The organism is Chryseobacterium daeguense DSM 19388 (assembly GCF_000430825.1).
GTDB lineage: Bacteria > Bacteroidota > Bacteroidia > Flavobacteriales > Weeksellaceae > Chryseobacterium > Chryseobacterium daeguense.
On the sequence record NZ_AUMT01000010.1, the window covers coordinates 133054 to 159524 of the forward strand.

27 protein-coding genes are annotated in these 26471 nt (G+C 36.2%); 18 read left to right on the forward strand and 9 right to left on the reverse strand.

The annotated features are described in order from the left end of the window. Positions 1–4 precede the first annotated feature (4 nt). The 4 genes from H560_RS0113085 to rsfS form a co-directional block, all read right to left on the reverse strand. Positions 5–877, reverse strand: a complete 873-nt coding sequence (locus H560_RS0113085; RefSeq protein ID WP_027380462.1) for a phosphatidate cytidylyltransferase — start codon at positions 875–877, stop codon at positions 5–7. A gap of 24 nt (positions 878–901) precedes the next feature. Beyond that, on the reverse strand, positions 902–1483 hold the full coding sequence (locus tag H560_RS0113090; RefSeq protein WP_027380463.1) for an LUD domain-containing protein: 582 nt from the start codon (positions 1481–1483) through the stop codon (positions 902–904). A 135-nt stretch (positions 1484–1618) separates the two neighbouring features. Then, positions 1619–3637 carry an ATP-dependent zinc metalloprotease FtsH gene (gene ftsH, locus H560_RS0113095; protein ID WP_027380464.1) on the reverse strand — a complete coding sequence of 673 codons (2019 nt, stop codon included), beginning with the start codon at positions 3635–3637 and terminating at the stop codon, positions 1619–1621. Between the two features lie 15 nt (positions 3638–3652). Beyond that, positions 3653–4021: a ribosome silencing factor gene (gene rsfS, locus H560_RS0113100; protein WP_027380465.1), complete on the reverse strand. Its 369-nt coding sequence runs from the start codon at positions 4019–4021 to the stop codon at positions 3653–3655. An 86-nt stretch (positions 4022–4107) separates the two neighbouring features. Between rsfS and H560_RS0113105 the strand changes: the two genes are divergently transcribed. After that, positions 4108–4821, forward strand: a complete 714-nt coding sequence (locus H560_RS0113105; protein ID WP_027380466.1) for a biotin--[acetyl-CoA-carboxylase] ligase — start codon at positions 4108–4110, stop codon at positions 4819–4821. Here H560_RS0113105 and H560_RS0113110 read toward each other — a convergent pair. Genes H560_RS0113110 through H560_RS0113125 form a run of 4 tightly spaced genes read right to left on the reverse strand, consistent with a single transcriptional unit; the run spans position 4815 to position 8222 of the window. Continuing rightward, positions 4815–5927 carry an LptF/LptG family permease gene (locus tag H560_RS0113110; protein WP_027380467.1) on the reverse strand — a complete coding sequence of 371 codons (1113 nt, stop codon included), beginning with the start codon at positions 5925–5927 and terminating at the stop codon, positions 4815–4817. The two genes, H560_RS0113105 and H560_RS0113110, sit on opposite strands and share 7 nt — an antisense overlap. A 9-nt stretch (positions 5928–5936) precedes the next feature. After that, positions 5937–7067: a tRNA guanosine(34) transglycosylase Tgt gene (gene tgt, locus H560_RS0113115; protein ID WP_027380468.1), complete on the reverse strand. Its 1131-nt coding sequence runs from the start codon at positions 7065–7067 to the stop codon at positions 5937–5939. A gap of 57 nt (positions 7068–7124) precedes the next feature. Next, positions 7125–7496, reverse strand: coding sequence for a DUF4296 domain-containing protein (locus H560_RS0113120; RefSeq protein ID WP_027380469.1), 372 nt, complete (start codon positions 7494–7496; stop codon positions 7125–7127). Positions 7497–7505: 9 nt separating this feature from the next. Next, the gene (locus tag H560_RS0113125; protein ID WP_027380470.1) at positions 7506–8222 is read right to left on the reverse strand and encodes a polyprenol monophosphomannose synthase; all 717 of its coding nucleotides are present in this window, start codon (positions 8220–8222) and stop codon (positions 7506–7508) included. A 75-nt stretch (positions 8223–8297) separates the two neighbouring features. Here H560_RS0113125 and H560_RS0113130 point away from each other — a divergent pair, with 75 nt between their 5' ends. The 4 genes from H560_RS0113130 to H560_RS0113145 all read left to right on the forward strand — a co-directional run bounded on the left by H560_RS0113130 (position 8298) and on the right by H560_RS0113145 (position 12315). Beyond that, complete coding sequence (locus tag H560_RS0113130; RefSeq protein ID WP_027380471.1) at positions 8298–8966, forward strand: DUF4271 domain-containing protein; 669 nt, start codon at positions 8298–8300, stop codon at positions 8964–8966. Between the two features lie 12 nt (positions 8967–8978). Next, positions 8979–9719, forward strand: coding sequence for a uroporphyrinogen-III synthase (locus tag H560_RS0113135; protein WP_034752887.1), 741 nt, complete (start codon positions 8979–8981; stop codon positions 9717–9719). Positions 9720–9807: 88 nt separating this feature from the next. Further along, positions 9808–11850 (forward strand): S9 family peptidase, encoded by a 2043-nt coding sequence (locus H560_RS0113140; protein ID WP_027380473.1) that lies wholly within the window; start codon positions 9808–9810, stop codon positions 11848–11850. 120 nt (positions 11851–11970) lie between these two features. Further along, the gene (locus H560_RS0113145) at positions 11971–12315 is read left to right on the forward strand and encodes a hypothetical protein (RefSeq protein ID WP_027380474.1); all 345 of its coding nucleotides are present in this window, start codon (positions 11971–11973) and stop codon (positions 12313–12315) included. Between the two features lie 199 nt (positions 12316–12514). Here the strand turns inward: H560_RS0113145 and H560_RS0113150 are convergent, their stop codons facing one another. Beyond that, positions 12515–13003, reverse strand: coding sequence for an SRPBCC family protein (locus tag H560_RS0113150; RefSeq protein ID WP_027380475.1), 489 nt, complete (start codon positions 13001–13003; stop codon positions 12515–12517). Positions 13004–13208: 205 nt separating this feature from the next. On the opposite strand from H560_RS0113150, the gene H560_RS0113155 reads away from it, so the two are divergent. From H560_RS0113155 to fabF, 13 genes are all read left to right on the forward strand, one after another. Then, positions 13209–14753: a sensor histidine kinase gene (locus H560_RS0113155; protein ID WP_027380476.1), complete on the forward strand. Its 1545-nt coding sequence runs from the start codon at positions 13209–13211 to the stop codon at positions 14751–14753. Between the two features lie 92 nt (positions 14754–14845). Further along, positions 14846–15532: a response regulator transcription factor gene (locus tag H560_RS0113160; protein WP_027380477.1), complete on the forward strand. Its 687-nt coding sequence runs from the start codon at positions 14846–14848 to the stop codon at positions 15530–15532. Positions 15533–15610: 78 nt separating this feature from the next. Next, positions 15611–16261, forward strand: coding sequence for a hypothetical protein (locus H560_RS0113165; protein ID WP_027380478.1), 651 nt, complete (start codon positions 15611–15613; stop codon positions 16259–16261). 18 nt (positions 16262–16279) lie between these two features. Continuing rightward, entirely contained in the window at positions 16280–16645 is a 366-nt protein-coding gene (locus tag H560_RS0113170) for a hypothetical protein (protein WP_027380479.1), read from the forward strand. 106 nt (positions 16646–16751) lie between these two features. Further along, positions 16752–19445 carry a TonB-dependent receptor domain-containing protein gene (locus tag H560_RS0113175; protein WP_027380480.1) on the forward strand — a complete coding sequence of 898 codons (2694 nt, stop codon included), beginning with the start codon at positions 16752–16754 and terminating at the stop codon, positions 19443–19445. A gap of 141 nt (positions 19446–19586) precedes the next feature. Continuing rightward, positions 19587–20453 carry a helix-turn-helix domain-containing protein gene (locus H560_RS0113180; RefSeq protein ID WP_027380481.1) on the forward strand — a complete coding sequence of 289 codons (867 nt, stop codon included), beginning with the start codon at positions 19587–19589 and terminating at the stop codon, positions 20451–20453. A gap of 89 nt (positions 20454–20542) precedes the next feature. After that, positions 20543–20962 carry an OsmC family protein gene (locus tag H560_RS0113185; protein WP_027380482.1) on the forward strand — a complete coding sequence of 140 codons (420 nt, stop codon included), beginning with the start codon at positions 20543–20545 and terminating at the stop codon, positions 20960–20962. Positions 20963–21153: 191 nt separating this feature from the next. Further along, positions 21154–22293 (forward strand): hypothetical protein, encoded by a 1140-nt coding sequence (locus tag H560_RS0113190; RefSeq protein WP_027380483.1) that lies wholly within the window; start codon positions 21154–21156, stop codon positions 22291–22293. Continuing rightward, complete coding sequence (locus H560_RS0113195; protein WP_027380484.1) at positions 22293–22697, forward strand: hypothetical protein; 405 nt, start codon at positions 22293–22295, stop codon at positions 22695–22697. The genes H560_RS0113190 and H560_RS0113195 overlap by 1 nt, the downstream gene beginning before the upstream one ends. A gap of 101 nt (positions 22698–22798) precedes the next feature. Next, positions 22799–23404, forward strand: coding sequence for a TetR/AcrR family transcriptional regulator (locus tag H560_RS0113200; protein WP_027380485.1), 606 nt, complete (start codon positions 22799–22801; stop codon positions 23402–23404). Positions 23405–23414: 10 nt separating this feature from the next. Further along, positions 23415–24683 carry an acetyl-CoA C-acetyltransferase gene (locus tag H560_RS0113205; RefSeq protein ID WP_027380486.1) on the forward strand — a complete coding sequence of 423 codons (1269 nt, stop codon included), beginning with the start codon at positions 23415–23417 and terminating at the stop codon, positions 24681–24683. Positions 24684–24690: 7 nt separating this feature from the next. After that, positions 24691–25116, forward strand: coding sequence for a PaaI family thioesterase (locus H560_RS0113210; RefSeq protein WP_027380487.1), 426 nt, complete (start codon positions 24691–24693; stop codon positions 25114–25116). Beyond that, entirely contained in the window at positions 25117–26358 is a 1242-nt protein-coding gene (gene fabF / locus H560_RS0113215; protein ID WP_027380488.1) for a beta-ketoacyl-ACP synthase II, read from the forward strand. The last annotated feature ends 113 nt before the right edge of the window (positions 26359–26471 follow it).

Here is a 26471-nt window from a genome sequence, read left to right on the forward strand (position 1 = left end):
GAGATTAAATAAATTTTTCTAAAATAAAGTACAAATATACGACAGGAACGCAGATTAAAAAACTGTCCAGCCTGTCTAAAACTCCACCATGCCCCGGAATGATGTTTCCGCTGTCTTTTACCCCAAAATTTCTTTTCAGCTGGCTTTCCACAAGATCTCCCACAGGAGCAAATGCAGCCACCAAAAAGCCTACAACCATCCAGTTTCCGCGAAGATCAGGATGATAGTGTTCTACAAAATAGGATAAAACCAAGGTCAGTACAACTCCACCAATATATCCTTCCCAAGTCTTTTTAGGAGAGATTTTGGGAGCCATTTTATGTTTTCCGAAGAATTTCCCGGTAAGGTAGGCAAAAGTATCACTGCTCCAGATTAATATAAATAAAAACAGAACCTCGAGCGAAAACCTGTCATCAAACCTTGAAAATTTAGGCAGGCCCAATGCAAAACTGAACGGTAGAGCCACATAAATAACAGTAAAGATCAGTTTTCCGCTGTCGAAATACAATTCGTTCGGATATTTAAATAAAGTAACAACAGCGATTACAATGAGAGCCATCGCCAATATTTCGCTTATTCTAAAATCAAAAAAGAAATCAAAATAGAAGTATCTTTTGGAAAAAATGTAAAAGATAAACGCAATCAGAGGAAAAACAGCCCACCTTTCGTAACCGTTTCCAAACTTCATTATTTTGAAGCATTCCCAGGAACCTACACCCAGCAAAAGCGTAATTAACCCGTAGTATAAATATTCCTGCTTTACAAGACCCGGCGAAATGCTGTTGATAAGCTGTGCTCCGAGCGGAGTGGTACAAAGAATAATGACTGCTACGTAAACAATGCCTGAAAGGGTTCTTTGAATGAGATTTTTGTCCAAAATTTTAAATTTAAAAGTTGATGCTTAATCTTCAAGCAGCAATAAAAACAGTTTCGTATTTGTATTCGAAGATGTATCGAGCTTCGACTGCCCTCCGCTTATTGACGTGAGATTTTTAATATTCCCGTTTCTTTTTATCTTACCCATGGCATCATTCAGATTATTCACGATTTGTGAAACATTGGCCATGATGATAATTTTATTCGGAAGCCTCGAAGAATGATAATGAAGAATATTATTATGGGAAAGCATGATCCTTCCATCGTAAGCGATAAGATATTCGCAGGTGATGAATGCGGCATCATTTGCCGTCTGCAATTCCGGAGTGTAAGGAGACTTTACTACATTCAAAAAATTCTGAAGATCCTTGTCCCAGCAGAAAAGATTTTGAATCCCTTCTATTTTGATAATCTGATTCAGCGTCTGTAAAGCTTCCGCCTCATCTGCACAGTAATTAAAAAAACCGCCCGAATGCGTGAACAATTGGGCAAATTTATAGTCGAGATCCGCATTTTTCAACGAATCCCCGAGTTTCTCCAAGCTCTGTTTTTCTTCTTCTTCAGGCTGGTTGGTAAGTTTGCTTACAATCCTCTTGAATAAATTCAACTCAATTAATTTTTAATCAACTTTATACAAAAATATAAAATTAATTACATAAGAATCCAAAAACATGCCGATAAATATGAAAAAACCTGACAATTTTGGAATTGCCAGGTTTTTATTATTGTTTTAAAAGTAATATTAAAGTTGAGTCGGGCTTTCAGGAGCCTGAATTTCACTTTCTTCTTCCTTTTCTTTGTCTTTGATTACGATGGGCTCTCCAATTTCTCCAATCGTAGGAATTGTATTGGTAACCGGTTTTTCCGTAAGTTCCGGATCCCATGCTCTTTTTCCGAATACTTCTTCTAAATCTTCACGGAAAATTACTTCTTTTTCTAATAGTTTATTCGCCAAAGCATCAAGCTTGTCCTTATTTTCCGTTAAAATCTGAATTGCTCTTTCGTATTGAGTTTCGATAATTCCTTTAATTTCAACATCAATTTTCTTAGCTGTTTCTTCGGAATAAGGTTTTCCAAAATTGTATTCAGCCTGTCCTGAGCTGTCATAATAAGAGATATTTCCAATATTCGGGCTCAATCCATAGATTGTAACCATAGCCTGAGCTCTCTTCGTAACACTTTCCAAATCTGAAAGCGCTCCTGTAGAAATATTGTTAAATATCACCTGTTCTGCAGCTCTACCACCTAATGTTGCACATAATTCGTCTAACATTTGTTCTGTAGTCGTCAATTGCCTTTCTTCAGGTAAATACCAGGCTGCCCCTAAAGAACGTCCTCTCGGTACAATTGTTACTTTCAATAGCGGTGAAGCATGCTCTACCAGCCATGAAATTGTAGCGTGTCCCGCTTCGTGATAAGCTACTCTTCTTTTTTCCGAAGGCTTAATCGCTTTATTTTTCTTTTCAAGACCACCGATGATTCTGTCTACAGCATCAAGGAAATCCTGCTTATTTACTGATGTATGATTGTTTCTTGCTGCAATTAAAGCCGCTTCGTTACAAACATTCGCAATATCTGCTCCACTGAATCCGGGAGTCTGTTTTGCCAGGAACTCTCTGTCAACCGTATCATCAAGCTTGATTTTTTTCAGGTGAACATCAAAAATCTGTCTTCTTTCATGTAATTCCGGAAGGTCTACATAGATTGAACGGTCAAAACGCCCGGCTCTCATTAAAGCTTTATCTAAAATATCAGCTCTGTTAGTCGCAGCCATTACAATTACGTTAGTATCCGTTCCGAAACCGTCCATTTCGGTTAACAACTGGTTCAATGTATTTTCTCTTTCGTCGTTTCCGCCTGAGAAATTATTTTTTCCTCTTGCACGTCCGATGGCATCAATCTCATCAATGAAGATAATTGCAGGAGATTTAGCTTTAGCCTGGGCAAAAAGGTCTCTTACTCTTGAAGCACCTACTCCCACAAACATTTCCACAAAATCTGAACCTGAAAGCGAGAAGAAAGGAACTTTAGCTTCACCCGCTACAGCTTTTGCCAATAACGTTTTACCAGTTCCCGGAGGCCCTACCAAAAGTACACCTTTAGGAATTTTACCTCCCAGCTTTGTATATTTTTCTGAGTTCTTCAAGAAATCTACTACTTCCTGAACCTCTTCTTTAGCTCCTTCCAAACCTGCAACATCTTTAAATGTCACCTGAATTCTTTCTTTTTCGTCGAAAAGCTTAGCTTTAGATTTTCCGATAGAGAAAATTTGTCCGCCGGGACCTCCGCCACCGCCCATCTTTCTGAAAAGAAGGAAATAGAATAACCCTAAAATAGCAATCCAGATCAATGCAGAAACTAAGATATCCATAAAAGGACTTTTCCCTGCACCGTAATCTTTGGTTGTTTTAATTGCCGGATTTGTTGCTCTTATCTGATCAAATTTTTGAAGGAAAAGCTGAAGATCTCCATATTTTACAGTAAAATCTGCCTGTGGAGTCATAGAGAATGCAGAAAGCGGATCATTTTCCTTGGTTTTTGCAACCGTTGCCGTTTTTGCAGCCTGTGTAAGAAACACATCAGCCTTTTCTGTATCTTTATAAATTATAATGTTCTGAACTTTTCCTGCCTGCATTTCTCTAAAGAAACCGTCTTCATCTATAGTCTTTGCACTGCTGTCACCAAAAAAATTGGATGCGAAGAATAGCAAAAGAGCTACAATCATGATAGGAAAAAACCAGTTAAATCCTTTATTGTTCATTTATACTTTTTAAAATTAAAATTCATTTTCAACCTTTGTAATAACTGCGTCACCCCAAAGTTCTTCTATATCGTAGTACTCCCGTACCTGTTTCTGGAAAATGTGAACCACCACTGAAACGTAATCTACCAAAACCCACATTGCGTTTTCGGTACCTTCTACGTGCCAAGGTCTTTCTTTTAGTTCGTTTCTCACTTTCTTCTCAACACTTCCTGCCAGTGCAGCAACTTGTGTGTTGGAATTCCCGCTACATATTACAAACGTCTCAGCTACAGAGTTTTCAATGTTTGAAAGATCAAAGATCATAATATCTTCACCCTTTACATCTTGAATTGCCTCAACGATTTTATCTAATAATTCTTGTTTTTCTGCTGTTTTATTCATTAAAAAATACTATAATCTGCAAATTTATTGTTTTTCTTTTACTTTAGCCTTACTTTTGGCTCCCGAAAGTCTTAAAGTTTTCTTAAATGAGTCAACTATTCTACCTGAAGGAATGCTCTTCTACTAATGACGAAATTTCAAAGTTTTTACTTTATGAAAATTCAGATTTTGTAACATTGTATACATTCAATCAAACCAAAGGCCGCGGACAGTACGGAAATACGTGGTCATCCAGTGCTGAAAAAAATTTAGCCTACACTCTGGCTGTAAAGACCCAAAACTTTACGCTTTCAGATTTTATGTTCAATTATTATACCGCAATCGTAATCAGGGATTATCTTGCCAAATTGACTGAAAAGGACGTAAAAATAAAGTGGCCGAACGACATTATCCTCAAAAATAAAAAAATCGTCGGAATTCTAATTGAGAAGAAAAAAATTAATCAAAACAACTATTTTATTATCGGAGCTGGCTTGAATGTTCTTCAGGAAGAATTTGATGAAATTTCCAATGCCGGATCACTGTTTACGCAGACCGGGATAAAATTTGACCTTGAAGAATTCGCTTTAAACCTTAACGATTTTCTCATCGAAAGATTAAAAAACATCCCTTCAAATCATGAAATTATGAATCTTTTTAATACTTATTTATTTAAAAAAGATGAAGTTTCTGTGTTTGAGCTTGATAAAACGCGCCAAAATGGCATCATCCGAAAAGCAGATGAAAATGGTGAACTCTGGATAGAATTTGAAGATGGTTTGCGGTCTTTTTATCACAAAGAAATAAAACTGCTTTACTGATTTGCTCTTTTGAGATACAGGTAGGCTGCCAGTGGGAAAAATACGATATTCGGGAACCACATAGCCAATGCCGGTGACATGCTTTTATTTTCTGAGACTACTTTTAAAGCTTCAAACGAGAATACAAACACGAAAGCCAACGAAATCCCCAATGCTAAGTTAATCCCCAACCCTCCCCGTTTTTTCTGTGAAGAAAGGGAAAGCGCCAGGAACGTTAAAATAACAATAGAAACAGGCATTGAGGTCCTTTGATGCAACTCATTCAGGTGGGCATTGAGGTTGCTGTTTCCTTTTTCTGTTTCTCTTTTGATGAATTTCAACAGCTCGGGTGTTGTTTTGTTCTGCCCCAGAAGCTCATTCGGGAAAAGCTCTTCAGGATCGTGCCCGAAGCTTTTCTTTAGATCAAAACCATTTGCCAGCTTTTCTGTATCGTTTTTATTGATTGTTTTTTCTGTGTAAGAATTCAGGACAAACTGTTTTTTATCCTTATCCCAATTCACATCGGAAGCCTTTAATTCATACAGCATTTTCCTGTTTTTATCAAACTTCTGATATACGAAACCTGAACCTCTTTTTTCTCTTTTATTCCATGAATTAACGAAAATATACTCCGTTTTGCTCAATTGTGCAGATGCAGGAGCTGTTCCGAGCATTTTCTCCTTATTTGTTGCGTTGTATGTATAGGCTTCCAGCTGGTTTTTTTGAATATTCGCCCAAGGCAATACAAAATGATTGACAATCAACGAAATAGCCGCAATAAACAATGACGTGATCAAATATGGTCTTGCAAACCTGTGAAAGCTGGCTCCGCTACTGATAACAGCCACAATTTCAGTATTATTTGCCATTCTGGAAGTGAAATAAATCACGGAAATGAACACCAAAATCGAAAGGAATGTCATTACCAGATTCACAATCCAGAAAGGATAAAAATGGGTGAGGAAATAGGTAAGGTTAAGCTTCGGATCAATGGCTGTGGCATTTTCAATCCTGGGGATTTTCTGCTGAACATCGATCACAAGGACCACTATAGACAGCAAGACAAGCATGAAACTAAAGGTTCCAAGGTATTTTCTTACAATGTATCTGTCTATAATCTTTAACATAAAAATATTTTAAAGTCTTTGTCTGAGAACAGGCACCACAGATTTTTTCCATTCATAAAAATCTCCCGCAATGATATGTTCTCTGGCTAATTTTACTAAATCCAAATAAAAAGCTAAGTTATGAATTGAAGCGATTTGTTTTGCTAAATATTCCTTAGAAACGAATAAATGTCTCAAATATGCTTTCGAATATTCTTTGTCTACGAAACTTGTTCCAAACTCATCTAAAGGCGAAAAATCTTTTTTCCATTTTTCATTCTTAAGATTCATCACCCCTTTCCAGGTGAAAAGCATGGCGTTTCTCGCATTTCTGGTCGGCATTACACAATCCATCATATCAATCCCTAAACCAATGGATTCCAGGATATTCCAAGGAGTTCCGACTCCCATTAAATATCTCGGCTTTTCTTTAGGTAAAATATCGGTAACCTCATCGGTAATCCTGTACATTTCCTCTTCCGGCTCTCCTACCGAAAGTCCGCCGATTGCATTTCCTTCAGCTCCTGCCTCTGCAATAACTTCAGCAGAAATTTTTCTTAAATCCGAATAAGTGGATCCCTGTACAATTGGGAAAAGTCTTTGCTTGTAGCCGTATAATTCAGGGTTATTCTCCGTCCATTCGATGCATCTTTTTAGCCAGCGATGGGTAAGCTCCATGGATGATTTTGCCTGATTGTATTCGCACGGATAGGCTACACATTCATCAAAAGCCATGAAAATATCGGCTCCGATCTGTCTTTGAATTTCCATAGATTTTTCCGGGGAAAACATGTGATAACTTCCGTCGATATGAGACTTAAATCTTGCTCCTTCTTCAGACATTTTCCTGCTGCTGGCCAATGAAAAGACCTGAAACCCTCCTGAATCCGTAAGAATCGGGAGATCCCAGTTCATGAATTTATGCAATCCTCCCGCTTCCTGCATGGTTTCCATGCCCGGACGAAGGTATAAATGATAGGTGTTCCCAAGAATAATCTGGGCTTTGATGTCTTCTTTTAATTCTCTTTGGTGAACTGTTTTTACGCTGGCAACAGTTCCTACAGGCATAAAAATCGGGGTCTGGATTTTACCGTGGTCTGAGGTAATTTCTCCGGCCCTGGCCTTTCCTTCAGAGGTTTTTTCTATATTAAAAAATTTCATTCTTATATTTTTTTCACCGTTCGCGGTTTATATTTGCAGAAAAATTTCCTGCTTTAATTATCTTGCGAAATTCGGTAAATTTTGATTCTTCTTCAGCTTATCCTTTACATATTGATCCGCTTTCGGATCCTTTTCCAGTACTATTTTCTGTGCATCTTCTGCAATCTCGTTCATTTTTTGCTTGATTACATAATATTTAAAGCTTTCCGTAAAATCATTTGGCTTTACATTATGCGTTTTCAGAACGAATCTTGTTCCTGCTTCCAGATTGGAATTCGGATACATGAATGTTGCCTGATCATTAATAGCCAGATCGGCAAGAATTTCTGCCATCTGATCTTTCGGGATCAGATTTTTAGGCTTATCAATATAATCTCCTCTACAGGAAACTACAAGCATCAAAACGAAAATGAAGATCAGCTTTTTCATCAGTTAATTTTATAGTCTGTTGATTATAGATTTCCATTTTAAATTTAAAACTCCAAAAACCGCTTCATGAATGATTCCGCCATTCATTTTGCTTTCTCCCAAGATTCTGTTCGTAAAAATAATAGGTACCTCTACAATTCTGAATCCCTTTTTAAAAGCTCTGAATTTCATTTCAATCTGAAATCCGTAGCCTTTCAATCTTACATTATCTAACCCGATCTCTTCCAATACTTTTCTTGAAAAGCAGACAAAACCTGCCGTCGTGTCATGAATCGGTAACCCTAAAACGAATCTTACATATTTTGAGGCAAAATAGGAGAGCAAAACCCTTCCCATAGGCCAATTGACAACATTTACCCCCTTTGAATATCTTGAACCGATAGCCATATCTGCATTCAAGCAAGCTTCAAAAAGTTTAGGCAGATCATTCGGGTTGTGAGAAAAATCGGCATCCATTTCAAAAATATAATCATATCTATTCTCAATGGCCCATTTAAATCCATGAATATAGGCCTTCCCCAAACCGTCTTTGGTATGCCTTACAGACAGATGCAAATGGTGTGGAAACTTTTTCTGAAGGTCCTTTACCACTTCCGCCGTTCCATCCGGAGAAGTATCATCCACTACTAAAATATGAAAGTCATCTTCTAACGCAAAAACTGCGGAAATAATATTTTCTATATTTTCCTTTTCGTTGTAAGTGGGAATGATGACGAGCTTTTTCATTTCAGTTTGCAAAGATAGTTTATTTAACCTTTTTATTTTATACAAAATAATCTATAATTTTGCAAAAAAATTCCGTTGCCGTTATCACAAAACATTACAAATCATATAAGAATACCTGAGAATAATGATTGGGTGGTCTTTATATTGCTGGGCTGCATCTTTTTATACCTGTTCATGATGAATATCGTGGAGAGAGAGGCCAATCTGAAAGATTTTCTGCTTCAAAAGTATTTTGACGCAAGCAATAACCTGCCAAGCTGGGTAATCACGTCCTGTGTTACGACTCTGAGCCTTGCAGTTCTGGTATCGCAATACATTCCTATTGTTCCGAAATTTATTGCGGATCTGGAAGTTTTTGGGTACCAGCTGAATAAATTCGGGTTCAGCCTGCTGGCTATTGTATTTTTTTATTTTACAAAAACCAGCTTGGGCTTTTTATTTTACCAAAGTATTGGTGATGGCAAAAAATGGTCTATTTTTTATTTTACCTCTACAAAATTTTATTTTATCCTGTCTTTTTTATTGATAATTTTATGTGTAACCCACTATTATTTCCCGATCGACAGAAATAAAATGTTTTTGTATTACTTATACTTCTTCGTATTTGTATTTATTTTCAAGATTTTTTTCTATTTATTTCACAAGAACAACATCTTACCTGAAAAATGGTATTATAAATTTTTGTATATTTGCACCCTCCAAATAACACCACTTTTGCTGCTTTGGAAATTATTATTTTTTTAATAACTGTCAATGATGAGAATAAAGTCTATATTGGTATCTCAACCAGCCCCTAGTGAGTCGTCTCCGTATCTGGAAATTGCGAAGAAGGAAAAAATAAAGATTGATTTCCGTCCTTTTATCCACGTCGAAGGAGTTGACAACAAAGAATTAAGAACTCAGAAGATAGATCTTACGCAATATACCGGAATTATTTTCACGAGTAAGAATGCGATTGATCATTATTTCAGATTAGCGGAAGAGCTTAGGTTTGCCGTGCCAGATACCATGAGGTATATCTGCCAGTCTGAGGCCATCGCGAATTATCTTCAAAAACATATTGTTTACAGAAAAAGAAAAATCAGCTTCGGAGAGAAAAACTTTTCTGACCTGCTTCCTCTTTTCAAGAAATTTCCGACGGAAAAATATCTGCTGCCGTCTTCAGACGTTCTGAGCCCGGATATTGTGAAAACCATGGAAGCCTCGAATGTAGACTGGACCAGAGCTATCATGTACAGAACCGTTTGCAGCGATCTTACCGATATTAATGTAAAGGATTATGACATGCTGATTTTCTTCAGCCCGCAGGGAATAAAGTCATTACAGCAAAATTTTCCGGACTTCAAGCAGGATGAAACAAAAATCGGTGTTTTCGGGACAACTACTCTGGCTGCCGCCGAAGAAGCCGGATTAAAAGTGGATTTAATGGCTCCTACAAAAGAAACTCCATCCATGACAATGGCACTGGAAAAATACATTAAAGCCCTTCACAAGTAGATTTTAATCTAAAATATAAAGCAACCGTCTTTTCGAATAAGGAAAGATGGTTTTTTTTTAAGTAAATTTGAACAAGAATTAACATTGAATGGAAGCTCCAAAGGCAAAAAAAATAGAAAAAATACTAGAAATACACGGAGATAAAAGGGTTGACAATTATTTCTGGCTCAACGAAAGGGAAAACCCCGAAGTCATTAAATATCTGGAAGAAGAAAATGCCTATGCTGATTTTGTAATGAAAGATACGGAACAGCTGCAGGAAGAGCTCTTCGAAGAAATGAAAGCCCGATACAAGAAAGATGACGAATCTATTCCTTATTTTTTTAATGAATACTGGTATATCGTACGCTACGAGGAAGGAAAAGAATATCCTATTTTCTGCAGGAGATATCAAAGCCTCAGCAACGAGGAGGAAGTTATACTGGATGTAAACATTCTTGCAGAAGGCGAAAGCTATTTCGAAGTAGGAAGCGTTGCGGTGGCTCCGAATAATGAATTAGCTTCATTTTCAAGTGATAATGTAAGCCGCAGAATTTATACCATCAATTTCAAAAACCTCAAAACAGGAGAAGTCCTCCCCGATAAAATCCCTAATACCACCGGAAAAGCAGTCTGGGCCAATGATAATGAACACATTTTTTACATAAAAAAAGACGAGAGCCTGAGAGCATTCCAGGTTTACAGACATAAACTGGGAACAGATACCGCAGAAGATGTTTTGATTTTCCATGAAAAAGATGAAACTTTTGATGTCAATGTTTTTAAAACAAAATCGCTGGAATATATTTTCATCGCGAGTTCAAGCACAATTTCTGATGAGCATAGATTTATTCCTTCGGATGATGTTTTTGCAGACTGGACGATCATTCAGCCAAGAATTGATGACCTGGAATACTCAGTAGAACATTATGAGGATGAATTTTACATTATCACCAATGCAGACGATGCTACCAATTTTAAGATTGTAAAAACAAAAATCAATAATTGCGGGATGGAAAACTGGGTGGATGTTATTCCTCATCGTGAAAAAGTTTTATTGGAAGGGTTCGAAATTTTTAAAAATTATCTTGTTCTTGAAGAGCGTGAAGAAGGTTTATTGCAAATAAAAATTATTGACGAAAAGACCCAGGAATCCCATTATTTAGCTTTTTCAGATCCTACTTATACCGCTTATATTGGAGTTAACCTTGAATTTGACACCGAAATTTTACGCTATGGCTACACATCATTAACACAGCCAAGCTCCACTTACGAGTACCACATGAAGGAAAAAACCACTACTCTCCTGAAACAGCAGGAAGTTTTAGGTGGAAAATTTTTACCGGAGAATTATATTTCAGAAAGAATCTGGGCAGATTCCAGAGACGGGGAAACAAAAATCCCAATTTCTCTGGTTTATCATAAGGATACAAAAAGATCGGTAGACACACCCTTACTTTTGTACGGTTACGGAAGCTATGGACACACTGTTGATGCCAGTTTCTCCAATGTAAGACTGTCTATTCTGGATAGGGGTTTTATCTATGCTATTGCCCACATCCGCGGCGGCGAATATCTTGGAAGAGAATGGTATGAAGACGGAAAAATGCTGTTTAAGAAAAATACGTTCTTTGATTTTATTGATGCCGGGAAATATTTGGTTAAAGAAAATTATACTTCCGCAAAACACCTTTACGGAATGGGTGGAAGCGCCGGAGGACTTTTGGTGGGAGCCGTGATGAATTATGAACCGGAATTATTCAACGGCATAGTGGCGCAGGTTCCTTTTGTAGACGTTGTTACAACGATGCTGGATGAGACAATTCCCTTAACTACAGGAGAATATGATGAATGGGGAAATCCAAACGATGAAGAATACTATCATTATATGAAAGAATATTCTCCGTATGATAACGTAGAAGCCAAGAACTACCCAAACCTATTGATTGCAACCGGATTACATGATTCTCAAGTGCAATATTGGGAACCCGCAAAATGGACTGCAAAACTAAGAGAATTAAAAACTGACGATAATATTTTAATTTTCAAAACAGATATGAGCGCAGGACATGGCGGCGCAAGCGGAAGATTTGAATCATTGAAGGAAGATGCGCTGGAATATGCATTTTTACTTATGATTGATAAAAAATAATTATTCAACTTTGTAATTCCGTAGAAATCTAAGCTTTGACTTTACTTAACAGCAGGGATTTCTACGGAATGACAAACACACATTAAATGAGTTTATAATAAATTCTATCATTTACAAATTATGATGAACGAAGCGGAATATTGGCAGAAAGTACAACAGTTTTTTATTGAGAATTTTGATACTGAAAAAGACGCTCCTATTGAGACTTATTTGTTTCTTATCGGGCTTCAGGAACTGGGCAGCGGTCAACAGAAATATACGAAAGATGACAAAGTGAATCTAATCCATATTGCAGTCTGCAGATTATTGGAGCCTTTTGGATATTACAAATTTTCGCATTATGATGATGACGGATATCCGCACTTTGATCAAATGGAAGAACTTCCGGAACTGAAACCAAATGAACAGCAAATCCTGATGAAAAAGGCAATTATTCAGTATTTTCAGGATGAAGAGTTAATTTAAAAATAGATAATTGAAATTTTTTGAATTTTATAAATAAAAATGGAAGGTAAGCTTTACTCTCCATTTTTGTTTTGAATTAAATAGGTTATTAAAAGTATTTTTACTATTAAGTTTTGGCTAAAGCTAAATGCATTTGTCTTAAATTAAAAAACGGGCTAAAGCCCGTTCCTATTAATAAAATACGATAGTGTTATTCGTGTTAGCCCTTTAAAATCTCTTCTAGCTGATTAAGCCCAGTTTTAAAACCCTCTTCAAATCCCATCTCAATCTGCTGGTTCATCGCTTCTATTGACTGAAAGTGAATATTAACCGTTACTTTCGTTCCTTCATCCACACCTGTGAAATCGATAAGCCATTTTGACTGCCCAAAATCTTCATTAATATTCCCATCCTTATCGCAAAAAGAATCTGTCCCGTCAAAACTTCTGTGTTCCATGATTTCACCATAAACTACTTTTGCATAATGCCTTTCTCCTTCCGGACCAACCATTGAATACAGCCATTCTCCGTTTTCTTTGAAATTCTGTCTTGATGTTTCACATTTCCATGGCTTTGGTGCCCACCATTGATCCAGAAGCTCAGCTTTTGTAAAATAATCCCATACTTTTGATACGTCAGCGTCATAAATTTTCATTACATAAACACTTTTTGAATTAAAATCTTTGTTAAAAATGATAGTAGATTCCATAATGATATTTTGTTTAAAACAAAGCTAAACCATTATTTTTAAGTACATCTTTTCATATGACAAGTAATCTGAATTTGTAAAAAAATGTTAAAAAACAGTCTTTTAAGAAAAATTATACAATTTTTTGGCTCGTTTTTTGTTCATGAAGTCTTAAAATAATTAATTTTAACATTCACATTTTTAAAAAACTCATAAAATAAAGTAAATGAATAATAAGTTCATCCCAATAATTTCGGTGTTTATGACGATCTCACTGATTGTCTTTGTTACGCTCCAATTTTATTGGCTGAAGAATTATTATGGTGCACTGGAACAGGATTTTTCTTCCAAAGTATATTCTGCGCTTGAAGGTACCGCTAAAAACATTGGCGAAATTGAGGTTGATAAATATTTGAATATTGAAAATAAAGATTTCCGGAACAATATTCTTGCAAACAGCAAGCAGCCTTCCCTTACTACCATTCAGCAGGTGGAAGATTCCGGGACACAAAGACAGATTATTTATTCAAAAAACATCATTGAAAAAAGCCAGCTTCCGATTTCTAAAAAAGGAGATTCTATCACCCTGACAAAGTTATATACCGATGAAGCGGCTTACACCATAAAAAGAGATACTACCAATCATGAGCTTTTAACTACAGATATAAATCGTGATTTAGAAAATGGTGATTTTTATCTAAGAGAATATGCAAAAATCTTAGGAAACAACATCCCCATTACCAAAAGAGTAAATCCAAAAGTTCTGGATTCCGTTATTGCTAAAGAACTGAGAATAAGAGGTATTTCAGCCAAATTCGGTTATGGAATTATCGATAAAAATAATAATCTTACCAGCGTTGTAAGTAAAGATTACAAAGAGAAAAAGGATAACAATACATACAGCTATCCCCTTTTCACGGATAAAAAAGAAAGAACGTTATACAGTCTTGCTCTGGTTTTCCCAAAAAAAGAATATTCTCTGGCGATGAACAACTGGCCGATGCTGCTGGGAACTTTCCTTTCACTGCTTACCATTTTGGGGATTTATATTATTTCCATTAATTATATGATGAGGCAAAAGAAACTTGCGGAAGTAAAAACCGACTTCATCAACAATATGTCTCACGAGTTTAAGACTCCGCTTGCAACCATTTCTGTGGCAACGGATTCTTTGGCCAATGATAAAATAGCCACCAATCCGGATAAGGTAAAATATTATTCCGAACTGATAAAGCAGGAGAATCTGAGGATGAAAAAGCAGGTGGAAAATGTTTTGAACATGTCAAAAATGGAGCGTAATGAGGTAAAATTATTTTTAAAAGAAACCAATGTAAGAGAGCTTATAAAAAAGACGACGGAATCTTTTAATCTAATTGTCCAGCAGAGAAACGGAGTGCTTAATCAGGAGTTTAACGCTACGAATTACATCTTCAAAATAGATGAATTCCACATCTCGAATATGCTGGTAAACCTTCTGGATAATGCTAATAAATATTCTCCGGAAGCTCCTGAAATTACAATCAGGACAAAAAACGAAGGACATTATTATGTAATAGAAGTTTCAGATAAAGGAATGGGAATGGAAACCCACAATAAAACCAAAATTTTTGAGAAGTTTTTCCGCGAAGAAACGGGGAATATCCACAATGTAAAAGGACAGGGATTAGGGCTTTCTTACGTTAAAAAAATCGTAGAGCTCCATAAAGGCCAGATTTTAGTGGATTCTTATAAAGATAAAGGAAGTACGTTTACAATCAAGCTTCCGATGTAATAGATGATAAAAAAGATATTAACCAAAACAAAATATAGAAGAGAAGAGTGACCGTGTTCATTCTCAATTATTAATTTAATTAGTTAAAAACTATGAGCAACAGAATATTATTAGTAGAAGACGACCAGAGTTTCGGGGCAGTGCTGAAGGATTATTTAACGATAAATAATTTCGAAGTTACTCTTGCCACAGATGGTGAACAGGGATTAAAAGAATTTACAGAAAATGAATTCGATATCTGCATTTTCGATGTTATGATGCCTAAAAAAGACGGATTTTCATTAGCTGAAGACGTTAAAAAAATAGATAAAAATACTCCAATTATTTTTCTCACAGCAAGAAACATGAGAGAAGATATACTGAAAGGATATCAATTAGGAGCAGACGATTATATCACAAAACCATTTGATACTGAGCTGCTTTTATACAAAATCAAAGCAATTCTTCAAAGAAGCTCTACTTTGGAAAATGAAGAACAGGAGCAGTTCAAGATCAGCAATATTTTCTTTGACTCTATGCTTAGACAATTGAGAGTAGGTGATAATGAATACAAACTTTCTCCAAAAGAAAATGAATTACTTAAACTTCTTTGCATTCACAGAAATGATTTTATGCCAAGAGATCTTGCCTTAAGAAAAATCTGGAAGAAAGAAAATTACTTTACCGCAAGAAGTATGGACGTTTATATTGCAAAACTTCGAAAACTGTTAAAAGACGATGAAGGGTTGGAAATTATCAATGTTCATGGGGAAGGATTCAGGCTTTTAGTTAAGAATTAATTCTAAAAAAACATTATAAATGTAAAATTAGCAAAACAATTGAAAATGTTTTGCTAATTTTGTTTCATAGCAAAAGATATGAAGACGACATTTTTAGGCATTCTTGCCATCTCTATAGTTACCGTTTCCTGCAAAAAAGATGAAAGACCAACGTATTTAACGGAAGAAGCCGGCGTTCAACAGCCTGCAGTTGCGGTAAATAATACACCCAAACCTTCTATTCTCGACCAGGCCGGAATTCAACCGACACAAAATGCGGCAGCACCTGCAGCCACAGCTCCCGGAATGAATCCTCCACACGGACAGCCGGGCCACAGATGTGATATCCCTGTTGGACAGCCATTAAATTCTGCACCGGCACAACCTGCGAAACCAGGAAGTCAAAATGTAACCGTGAATGCTAATCAGGGCCAAACTATTCAAATTGACCCGAACGCTCTTCAGCCGGGAAAATTCTCTGTTGATAAAAACGGAAAAGCAAAAACGGTAAAAACAGCGCCGGGCATGAATCCTCCGCATGGAGAACCCGGACACAGATGTGACATCCCTGTTGGACAGCCCCTTAACAGCAAACCTGCACCTCAGCCACAGCCCGCTCAGACTATTGCCCAAAATACACCAGCACCGGCTCCTACGCCCGCCCCTACAGGTGAAAAGCCAAAACTAAACCCGGCACACGGTGAACCATGGCATAATTGTGGTGTGAAAGTAGGTGAACCTTTGCCATAATTTTGTATTTTTGCACGCATGAAATTATTTCAGATCATAGCAATTGTTTTCTGTTTGGGTCTCCTTCTGACTCCCAAAGATAATTTCTATGCTCAAAATATGCAGGAAAACTGCTGCAAATCCAGCTCTGAGACCAGCTGCTGCGATAAAGATCATAAAAATACTCCTTCAAAGCACGACGGAAAATCAAAGTCTTCCTCATGCAATGATGATTGCTGTTCTTTCTGCATGACATGCTACACTTTTATAGAAACTCCATTTTCAAAAAGCACCAACCTGGAGCTTTCCTACTATAAAGCCAATAAAAATTTACAATTTCAATATTCAGATCCCTATATTTCAGATCGTTTAAAAGAAATCTGGCAGCCGCCGAAATTAGGTTAATTAAACAAAATGTAACGATGTATCAGTTTACCAGTATAATAATTGGTAGATTATCAGATTGTTATATTGTTACGCTAAATTAAATTAATCTAAATTTTAAACAAAAATGAAATCATATATTTCCAGGATTATTCTTGGCATATTTATATTATCTGCACAATTATTTTTTGCCCAAAATCTTTCTAAAAACCAGTTTAAAGTAAAAGGAAACTGTGATATGTGTAAAGAAAGAATCGAAAGTACAGCGAAAAAAGCCGGTGCTAAAGAAGCAAGATATTCAGTTGATTCACAAATATTAACCTTAGAAACCGACCCAGCTATTTCCACGGACGAAATATTAAAAAAAGTCGCCGAAGCAGGTCATGACAATGAAAAGTTTAAAGCAACTGATGAAAGCTATGAAAAGCTTCCCGGATGCTGTCATTATGAAAGAGAAACTCCTGCAAAAGCTGCAGAAGCTCATCAAAATCATTCAAAAGAAGACAATGAGTTTTATGTAAAAGGCAACTGCGGATCTTGTAAGGCAAGAATAGAAAAAGCAGCAAAAGATGCTGGTGCAGACTCAGCGGAATGGAATGCGGAAAAGCAAATGGTTACGCTTGATTTTGATCCTGCAAAAACCTCATCAGGCAAAATTTTAAAGAAAATTGCGGATGTGGGACATGATAATGAAAAGTACAAATCAAATGACAGTACGTATAAAAACCTTCCTTCATGCTGCCTGTATGACAGGGAAATTCCTTTTGGGGAAGCTAATCCTAAAGTTCATTTCGAGGAAAATGAACAGTCTGATCATGCAGTACACACCGAAAACTCAGCTTCAAATAAAGAAGACGAGCATAATCACAATGAGAAATCTATTGAGGGCGTGACCGTAACCGGCGGAAAAGCCTCAACTTCTTTAAATAAAAAAGATGCCGGACTCATTTTTAATATCGATAAAAAAGAATTGTTAAAAGCAGCCTGCTGTAATTTATCTGAAAGCTTTGAAACCAATGCAACCGTTGATGTATCGTTTAGCAATGCCGTTACAGGATCAAAACAGCTGAAAATGTTAGGTTTAGACCAAAAATATACAAGCCTTACAAAAGAATTATTACCCGAAATCCGAGGTCTGGCTTCTGCTTACGGATTGAATTTTATTCCGGGGAGATGGATTGAAGGCATTCAGCTTACAAAAGGCGGAAGCACTGTTACCAACGGCTACGAAAGTATTACCGGACAGATTAATACAGAATTATTAAAGCATGCTGAAAAGTCTGAAACATCTTTAAATATTTTTTCGGATTTTAACGGAAGAGCCGAAGCGAATATTACCCATGTAGAAGCAATTAATCAACACTGGACACAGACATTTTTATTGCATGGAAACGGAACTTTCGGGGACACGGATATGAATGATGACGGTTTTCTTGACAGACTGAAAGGAACTCAGCTAAACGCTGCTTATCTATTAAATTTCAATGATTTAGATCATTCCGGGTTAGGTTCACATTTTGGAATTAATTTTATACGTGATGAAAGAACTTCCGGCCAAATGGGTTATGATAAAAACCTGAGCCAGAAGGAACAGTCTCTTTACGGAGTCGGAATTGATATTTCAAGATTTCAGGTTTGGAATAAAACAGGTTATGTTTTTAAAGGAAAGCCTTACCAGAGCCTTGGCTGGATGAATCAGTACACTTACCATCAGCAGGACAGTTTTTTCGGACTTAGAAATTACGCCGGAAAACAGCATACTTATTATTCAAATCTAATTTTTGAAAATATTTTAGGAAATACAAACTATAAATATAAAGCCGGAGCGAGCTTTTTGTATGACGCTTATGAGGAAACCTATTTAAAAGACAATATAAAAAGAAACGAAATTGTTCCCGGAGTTTTTGCAGAATATACATTAACAGGGTTAAAATACACTTTGGTTGCAGGCGCAAGAGTTGATTTTCATAACCTTGCAGGGACACAGTTTACCCCAAGAATGAATTTTAAATATGATATTACTCCACAAACCATCTTAAGACTTTCTGCGGGAAGAGGCTTCAGAACGGCAAATGTCTTTGCGGAAAGCCAGCAGTATTTTGCATCAAACAGATCAATCCAGATTTTGCAGAACGGCGGAAATATCTATGGCCTGAAGCCAGAAATTGCTTGGAATTATGGTGTAAGCTTACAGCAGGAGTTCAAGCTTTTCGGAAGAAAATCTACCGTTGTAGCAGATTTTTTCAGGACAGATTTTCAGAATCAGGTATTGGTGGACCTGGACAGATCACCTCAGCAACTGGTTTTTTATAATTTAGAAGGAAAATCTTTCGCCAATTCTTTCCAGACGCAGTGGGATTTTTCTCCTTTTAAGAATTTCGATGTAAGATTAGCCTATAAATACTATGATGTTCAGGCAGATTATATGGACGGAAGACGTGAAGTTCCTTTCATGGCGAAGAACAGAGGTTTTGTGAACCTTGCTTATGCTACTAATAAAAATGATAAAGGCGGATTCTGGAGTTTTGACACCACATTGAATTGGGTAGGAAAACAAAGGCTTCCGAACACTTCTGCAAATCCGGAAGAATTTCAACTGCCTGCATATTCCGAATCTTATGCCGTCTTGAATGCTCAGATTTCAAGGAATTTCAACAAAAAGATCAGAGCGTACGTTGGTGGTGAAAATCTTACTTCCTACTATCAGAAAAATGCCATTGTAGATTTCAAAAATCCTTTCGGGAATTATTTTGATGGAGGAATGGTGTATGCGCCGATTATGAAAGCGAATATTTACGTTGGTTTGGATGTTATTTTTTAGGTTTGAGTGTTTGAGAGTTTTAAAGCTTGAGTGATTTTCAAATTATTTCATTCTCAAATTTTCAAATTAAAAAGGCATGGTTTCAATAATTTAATGTTAAAGAAACCATGCTTTTTTGTATCTTTAAACTAAAGTAAATGCATGCCACACCCGCTTATTTTTGAGGATAATTATAAAAAGCTCGGCCTTGAATTTTTTTCAGATAAAAACTTTGAAATAATTAATGGAAATAAATTCAGATATGATATTAAAGTATTTTTTATTCCTGCCGGTTATGAGCTCTCCGTGGATTTTAATCATTTTACAACTACTAAACCCACTCTGTTTTTTCTTACCAATCAGCATCTGAAAGTAGAAAAAGGACAAGAGGAAGCCGTACTTTTATACTACAACCGTGACTTTTACTGCATCCAGATTCATGATAAAGAAGTGGCCTGTGACGGGCTTCTCTTTCATAATGTCTTTGAAATTCCTTTTGTAGAGATGAATTCCGATGAAACCGACATCATTAAAAATTTATTTCAAAACATAAAAGATGAGCTGGAATCAAAAGATTCCTCCGCCGAAGAAATGATCCGTACTTATGTGAAGCAGATCATCATCCGTGCCACCAGAAAATGGAAGAAGCAAAATCTTGACAATGACACTATCAAAATTCCCGGCAGCGAAATGGATATTTTCCGGGATTTCAGCAGGCATCTTGAAATTCATTTCAGAAACAAACACAATGTGGCAGATTACGCAGACCTCCTCCATCTCGCTCCAAAAACACTGACTCATAAATTTAAAAGCTTAAACCTGGAATCTCCCAATCAGTTTATCATCAACAGGATTCTTCTGGAAGCCAAAAGGCTCTTATTCTACACAGATAAGCCCGTAAAAGAGATTGCCTATGACCTGGGCTATGAAGATCCGGCTTATTTCAACCGTCTTTTCACCAATAAAATAGGAAGTACTCCTTCAAATTTCAAAAAAAATTACGCTTCGGGAAAAAAGTACAATATTTAAGTCTTTTTATCTATTTATTTAAAACAATAACCGATATATCTTTGTAACATCAAAAACAAACAACATAACAACTAAAAAATAAAGCAATTATGAAACGTAACGCAACAGCCGTTTGGAACGGTACCATCAAAGAAGGAAACGGACACATCACTACTCAAAGCACAACTTTAAACCAGACTCAATATTCTTTCAACAGCCGTTTTGCTGACGGAGTCGGGACAAATCCTGAAGAATTACTGGCAGCAGCTCATGCAGGATGTTTCACCATGAAGCTGAGCGCAGAACTTTCTCAGGCAGGTTTTACTCCGGAAGAATTAACTACAAAATCTGTAATCACTTTAGACCCGAACATCGGGAAAATCACAAAATCTGAATTGACTTTAACAGCAAAAGTTCCGGGAATTTCAGAAGAAGAATTTCAAAAATATGCTAAAATCGCTGAAGAAGGATGCCCGGTAAGCGCAGCTTTCAACTTTGAGATTACTTTGAATGCTACTTTAGCTAACTAAGAATTTATTAATAATAAAAATGTGTGGAAACTTCACACATTTTTATTTGCTAAACACGACCAGTTTTGTCGTATATAAACTTTACATTTGTAATATACGAATATAAATTTTGAACTTATAATAAGTTTTATGCGTTCGGAACCAAAAAATATATAAATTTGTATTTTAGCAGATATCATAATAATTTTAATATGTCAACAGAGAAGATTTTTATATCGCCTAGACTTGAAGGACATCGTTTTGATGATCACACACTTCCTGTTAGTCTTTTAGAAGATTTTTCTGCTTTTGAAGAACTAATTTTTGAGCTCGCGAAAAAAATATACTTAGACCAAAATCCACAAAGAAAAAGAGTTCCTAAAGGATTCACTGATAATGTTTATTTAAAACTTTCTAAAATCGAAGAAGGTAGTACAATTCCACAGATATTAATTGCAGTTGCAACAAGTATCTCTACCCCAACTATTCCTATTGATAATGATGAATATTTTAGTTATTTTGAAAAAGCACGAGATAAAGTCTTTGAAATAGTTGAAAGTGCAAATTCTGGAAAGTCAGTTGAAATGGATAGTAAATTTCTAAATTACTTTAGTCGTATTGGCAAAAATTTAGAAGATGGTGAAACAATAGACTTTTTAAACTCTACGTTACTAAATAGAAATGTTAAATTAAACAAAAATACGAGAAGAAAGATACTTTTATCTAGGGAAGAGAAACTTGTTTACTCTGAAATAATTCATGAAAATGTCCTTATATCTTCAATTGATAAAAAAAATAAAATTTTCCATGTTGAATTAAAAGACTCTACGTTTGAACAACCTATAATTGATGATTTTTGCGATACTATTTATTTGGCATTTCAAGAATATGAAAACAAAACTCTAGTTTCTTTGAAAGCAACTGGCATATTTAATGAACAAAATAAACTTGTACATATAGAGGATATTCAATCAATGGATGTGTTAGATGCTTATGATATTAATGTTAGATTGCAAAGTTTATTTCAATTAGAAGATAAGTGGTATGATGGTATTCAAGGCAAAGTCATAAATAAAGAAAAAGCCAATATTTTTGAAAGTTTCTTTAAAAATTATTTTAATTCTAACTTACAACTTCCTGCCATATTTCCAACGTTAAATGGCGATCTTGTTCTTGAATGGAAAAAAGGTGAAATTGAAATTTCCTTAGAAGTTAATTTAAGTAATTTAAATGCAGAATTATTTTATTTCGAGATGGATAATGACCATAATGATTTTCAGGAAGAAATTAATTTAAATCTCAATTCTGAATGGGAAAAAATTAATAATCTTATTGCAAAAAGTATCATCTAATGAACGAAGAAACATTACTACATAGACAGATACATCCTACTTGGGTTCAGAATGACACTATATCTTCCCAAGCGTTTTTAGCAGAAAATAATATTGCATCATTAGCATTTATCCCATCTGAGAAAGATGATAAAAAATTATCTGTATATAATGGTGATAAGTTTTCACCTAAAGAATCATATATTCACTTCACTTCTGAATACAAATCAACTGGAGTATTATCTGTAACAATTGATGAAGTAAATTCAGTAGGTGATTTAAAGGTAGAAGAAGATAATAATCCCTTTGATGGTCACTCTAATATAGATTACAATAATGTTGAAAACGCAACTCAAATAAAAAAGAAAGCAAAAAAGATAAAAAATCTAGCCGTCCAGAGAGGATGGACTCATAAAGAGGATTAGCTTAGAAATTAAATCTGAATATTTGAAATATTCAGATTTAATTTTGAAAAAAATATACCATTCGGTATATTTTTGTACATTTGTACCATTATCAATTGAAAATGTCAAAAGCAGAAAAGACAAAACAATTCATTATTGAAAAAACCGCAACTTTGTTCAACACCAAAGGCTATACTTCCACGTCGCTTTCAGACATTACGGAAGCTACGGGGCTTACCAAAGGAAGTGTCTATGGAAATTTTGAAAACAAAGATGAAGTAGCATTGGAGGTGTACAAGTATAATTCCGGCTTGCTTGGAAAAAATATGGCACATTCGCTTAGCAATGAATTTTCCACGACAATTGATAAACTGCATGCTTTTGTTGATTTTTACCGTAAATGCTGGAAATCTGTTTTTGAAAACGGCGGATGCCCATTAATGAACGCTGCCACAGAAGCCGATGATAAATTTCCAACTTTAAAAGAACAGGTTACACAATCTTTCGCAGGGTGGATAAAGAACCTTTCAGAAATTATCATTCAGGGGCAGGAAAATGGAGAAATTCATAAAGAATTAAATGCTGAAGAATACGGATCATTGTTTATTATGATCGTAGAGGGCGGCATTTTACTTTCAAAAACCACCGGTGAAGAAAAATACCTCAATCTTGCTCTCGACAGAATATTATTAATCATAGATAAAGAATTAAAACTCCTTCCATCATAAACTTTACAATATGGAAACAAAAAAAGTGGCCATTGTAGGATACAACAGAATTCCTTTTGCCAGAATCAATACAGCCTATGCAGATAAAGGAAACCAGGATTTACTGGTTCCCGCGCTGAACGGTCTTATTAATAAATACAATCTCAAAGGAAAACTTTTGGGAGAAGTCGCCGGCGGTGCCGTAATCAAGCATATTTCCGAAAGCAACCTCATCAGAGAATCTGTAATGGAAACCTCTCTGGACCCCGCAACTCCGGCTTGCGATCTTCAGCAAGCCTGCGATACAGGAATTGAAGCTGCCATTTATATCGGGAATAAAATTGCCCTCGGCCAGATCGAAAGTGGAATTGCCTGCGGTGTTGAAGCCATGAGCGATATTCCTTTTGAATCTTCACCGAAGTTAAGAAAAGCCTTGTTAAAGGCTAATAAAGAAAAATCCGTTTTTGGAAAAGTAAAACAATTATTAAGTCCAAAAATAAAAGACTGGATGCCGATTCCCTATAAAGGCCAGGAACCTAAAACCGGGCTCGTGATGGGCGGCCACACAGAAATTACTGCAAAATATTACCAGATTTCACGCGAAGATCAGGATGAACTGGCTCTAAAAAGCCACCAGAATATGGCAAAAGCCTATGATGAAGGTTTTTTTGATGATATGATTACTCCTGCTTATGGTTTGAATACGGATAATAATCTTCGCAGGGATACAAGTTTAGAAAAATTAGCTTCATTAAAGCCGGCTTTTGACAAACAAAACGGGACTTTAACAGCCGGAAATTCAACACCTTTTACCGATGGAGCCTCTGCAGTTTTATTAGCAAGTGAAGAATGGGCAAAAGATAATAATCTTCCTGTTTTAGCATATATCACCTTCTCTGAAGTTGCAGGAATTGAATATGTGGAAAATAAACAAAACCTATTGCTTGCTCCTGTTTTCGCCGCCGACAGAATGTTAAAAAAAGCAGGCATGAGTTTGGAAGATTTTGATTATTATGAAATCCATGAAGCTTTCGCGGCACAGGTTTTAGCGACCCTAAAAATATGGGAAAATGATGATTTAGCTAAAAAATTCGGGCTGGAAAAAGCATTGGGAAAAATTGACCGAAATAAATTAAACGTAAAAGGCGGAAGCCTTGCCGTAGCTCATCCCTTTGCAGCAACTGGAGGAAGAATTATAGGAACCCTGGCCAAACTTTTAGATGAAAAAGGAAGCGGAAAAGGATTCATTTCCATCTGCGCAGCCCGTGGACAGGGAGTTACGATGATTTTAGAAAAATAAAACTGATATGGACAGATTAGCACAATTACAGCAATTCATCGGAAAGGAATTTACCCAATCTCCTTCACCGTTCATGAAATGGCTCAATCCTGTAGTACTTTCCGCAGAAGAAGGACAGCTGGAGTTTCAGTATAAAGTAAGAGCGGAATGGCTGAACCCGATAGGAAATCTCCACGGCGGCGTTACCGCTGCTATTGTATACGACATCATTGGGGCCACTATGTTTTCTTTGAACGAAACTTCTTTCATAACCACCATAAATAATGTCATAGATTATTTTTCAACTGCAAAAGAAAATGATAATATTGTAGCGGAAACTAAAATCATTAAAAGAGGAAAACAATTTGTAAATGCACAATGCGAAATATGGAACGCAGATAAAACACGCTTGATTGCAAGAGGAACCTCTAATTTATTCAAAATCAACAATTAAATGAAAAGAGTTGTCATTACAGGTCTTGGCGCAGTGACGCCTTTAGGAAATAATGTCGAAGAATTTTGGCAAAACAGTATCAACGGGGTAAGCGGGGCTAATAAAATAACCCATTTCGATACAGAAAAATTTAAAGTACATTTTGCATGTGAGGTTAAAAATTTTGATCCGAAATTACATCTCACCCACAATGAAATTAAAAGAAGCGATCTCTTTTCACAATATGCCATGTATTCTTCCGCGGAAGCGTTAAAAGATTCCGGACTTGAAATAGAAAACATGGATCCTTTCGATATCGGGGTTATATGGGGAACAGGGCAAGGCGGAATGATCACCTTTGAAAATGAGGTGAATGCTTTCGCAAAAGGAGACGGAACTCCGCGATTTAATCCTTTTTTTGTACCCAAATTTATTGCTAACATGGCTTCAGGGATGATTTCCATGAAATATGGGCTCCAGGGCATCAATTACACCACAGTTTCAGCCTGTGCTACGGGAAATACGGCATTAATGGATGCTTTCAACTATATCCGTCTCGGAAAAGCAAAAGTAATCATCAGCGGTGGTTCTGAAGCAGCCATTACTGAAGCTTCCATCGGCGGTTTTTCCAGCATGAAAGCAATGTCTACAAGAAATGACGATTTTTCCACAGCCAGCCGTCCTTATGACGCAGACCGGGATGGTTTTGTGATGGGAGAAGGCGCAGGATCCTTAATTCTTGAAGAGTATGAGCATGCAAAAGCAAGAGGAGCCAAAATTTACGCAGAATTAGTAGGAGCAGCCATGACAGCTGATGCGTATCATATGACCGCACCTCATCCGGAAGGAATCGGGGCTATAAAAGCTATGCAATTAGCATTAAATGAAGCAGGAATAAATGCAGAGGATATAGATTATATCAATCCGCACGCAACTTCTACCCCGCTAGGAGACCTGGTGGAACTAAACGGGATTACAAAACTGTTTAAAGGAAACAAGAATCTCGACATCAGTGCCACAAAATCTATGACAGGACACTTGTTAGGAGCAGCCGGAGCAGCAGAAGCCATTCTTTCCATCAAAGCAATTGAAAAGGGAATCATTCCACCAACAATAAACCTTCATACTATTGATGAAAATATCCCGAAAGATATCAATATCGTTTTTGGAGAGGCAAAGGAAAAGAATATCAATTATGCCCTGAGTAATGCTTTCGGATTTGGAGGGCATAATGCTACTTTGATTTTTAAGAAGTTTTCTTAATTTTTAATTTAAATCTTTCTCGCAGATTTTGAGAATTAAATTATTAAAATCTAAGTAAGAGCTGAGAAATTCTTCCTTCGTCAGAATGACAAAAAGCAGTAGAATTAATACAA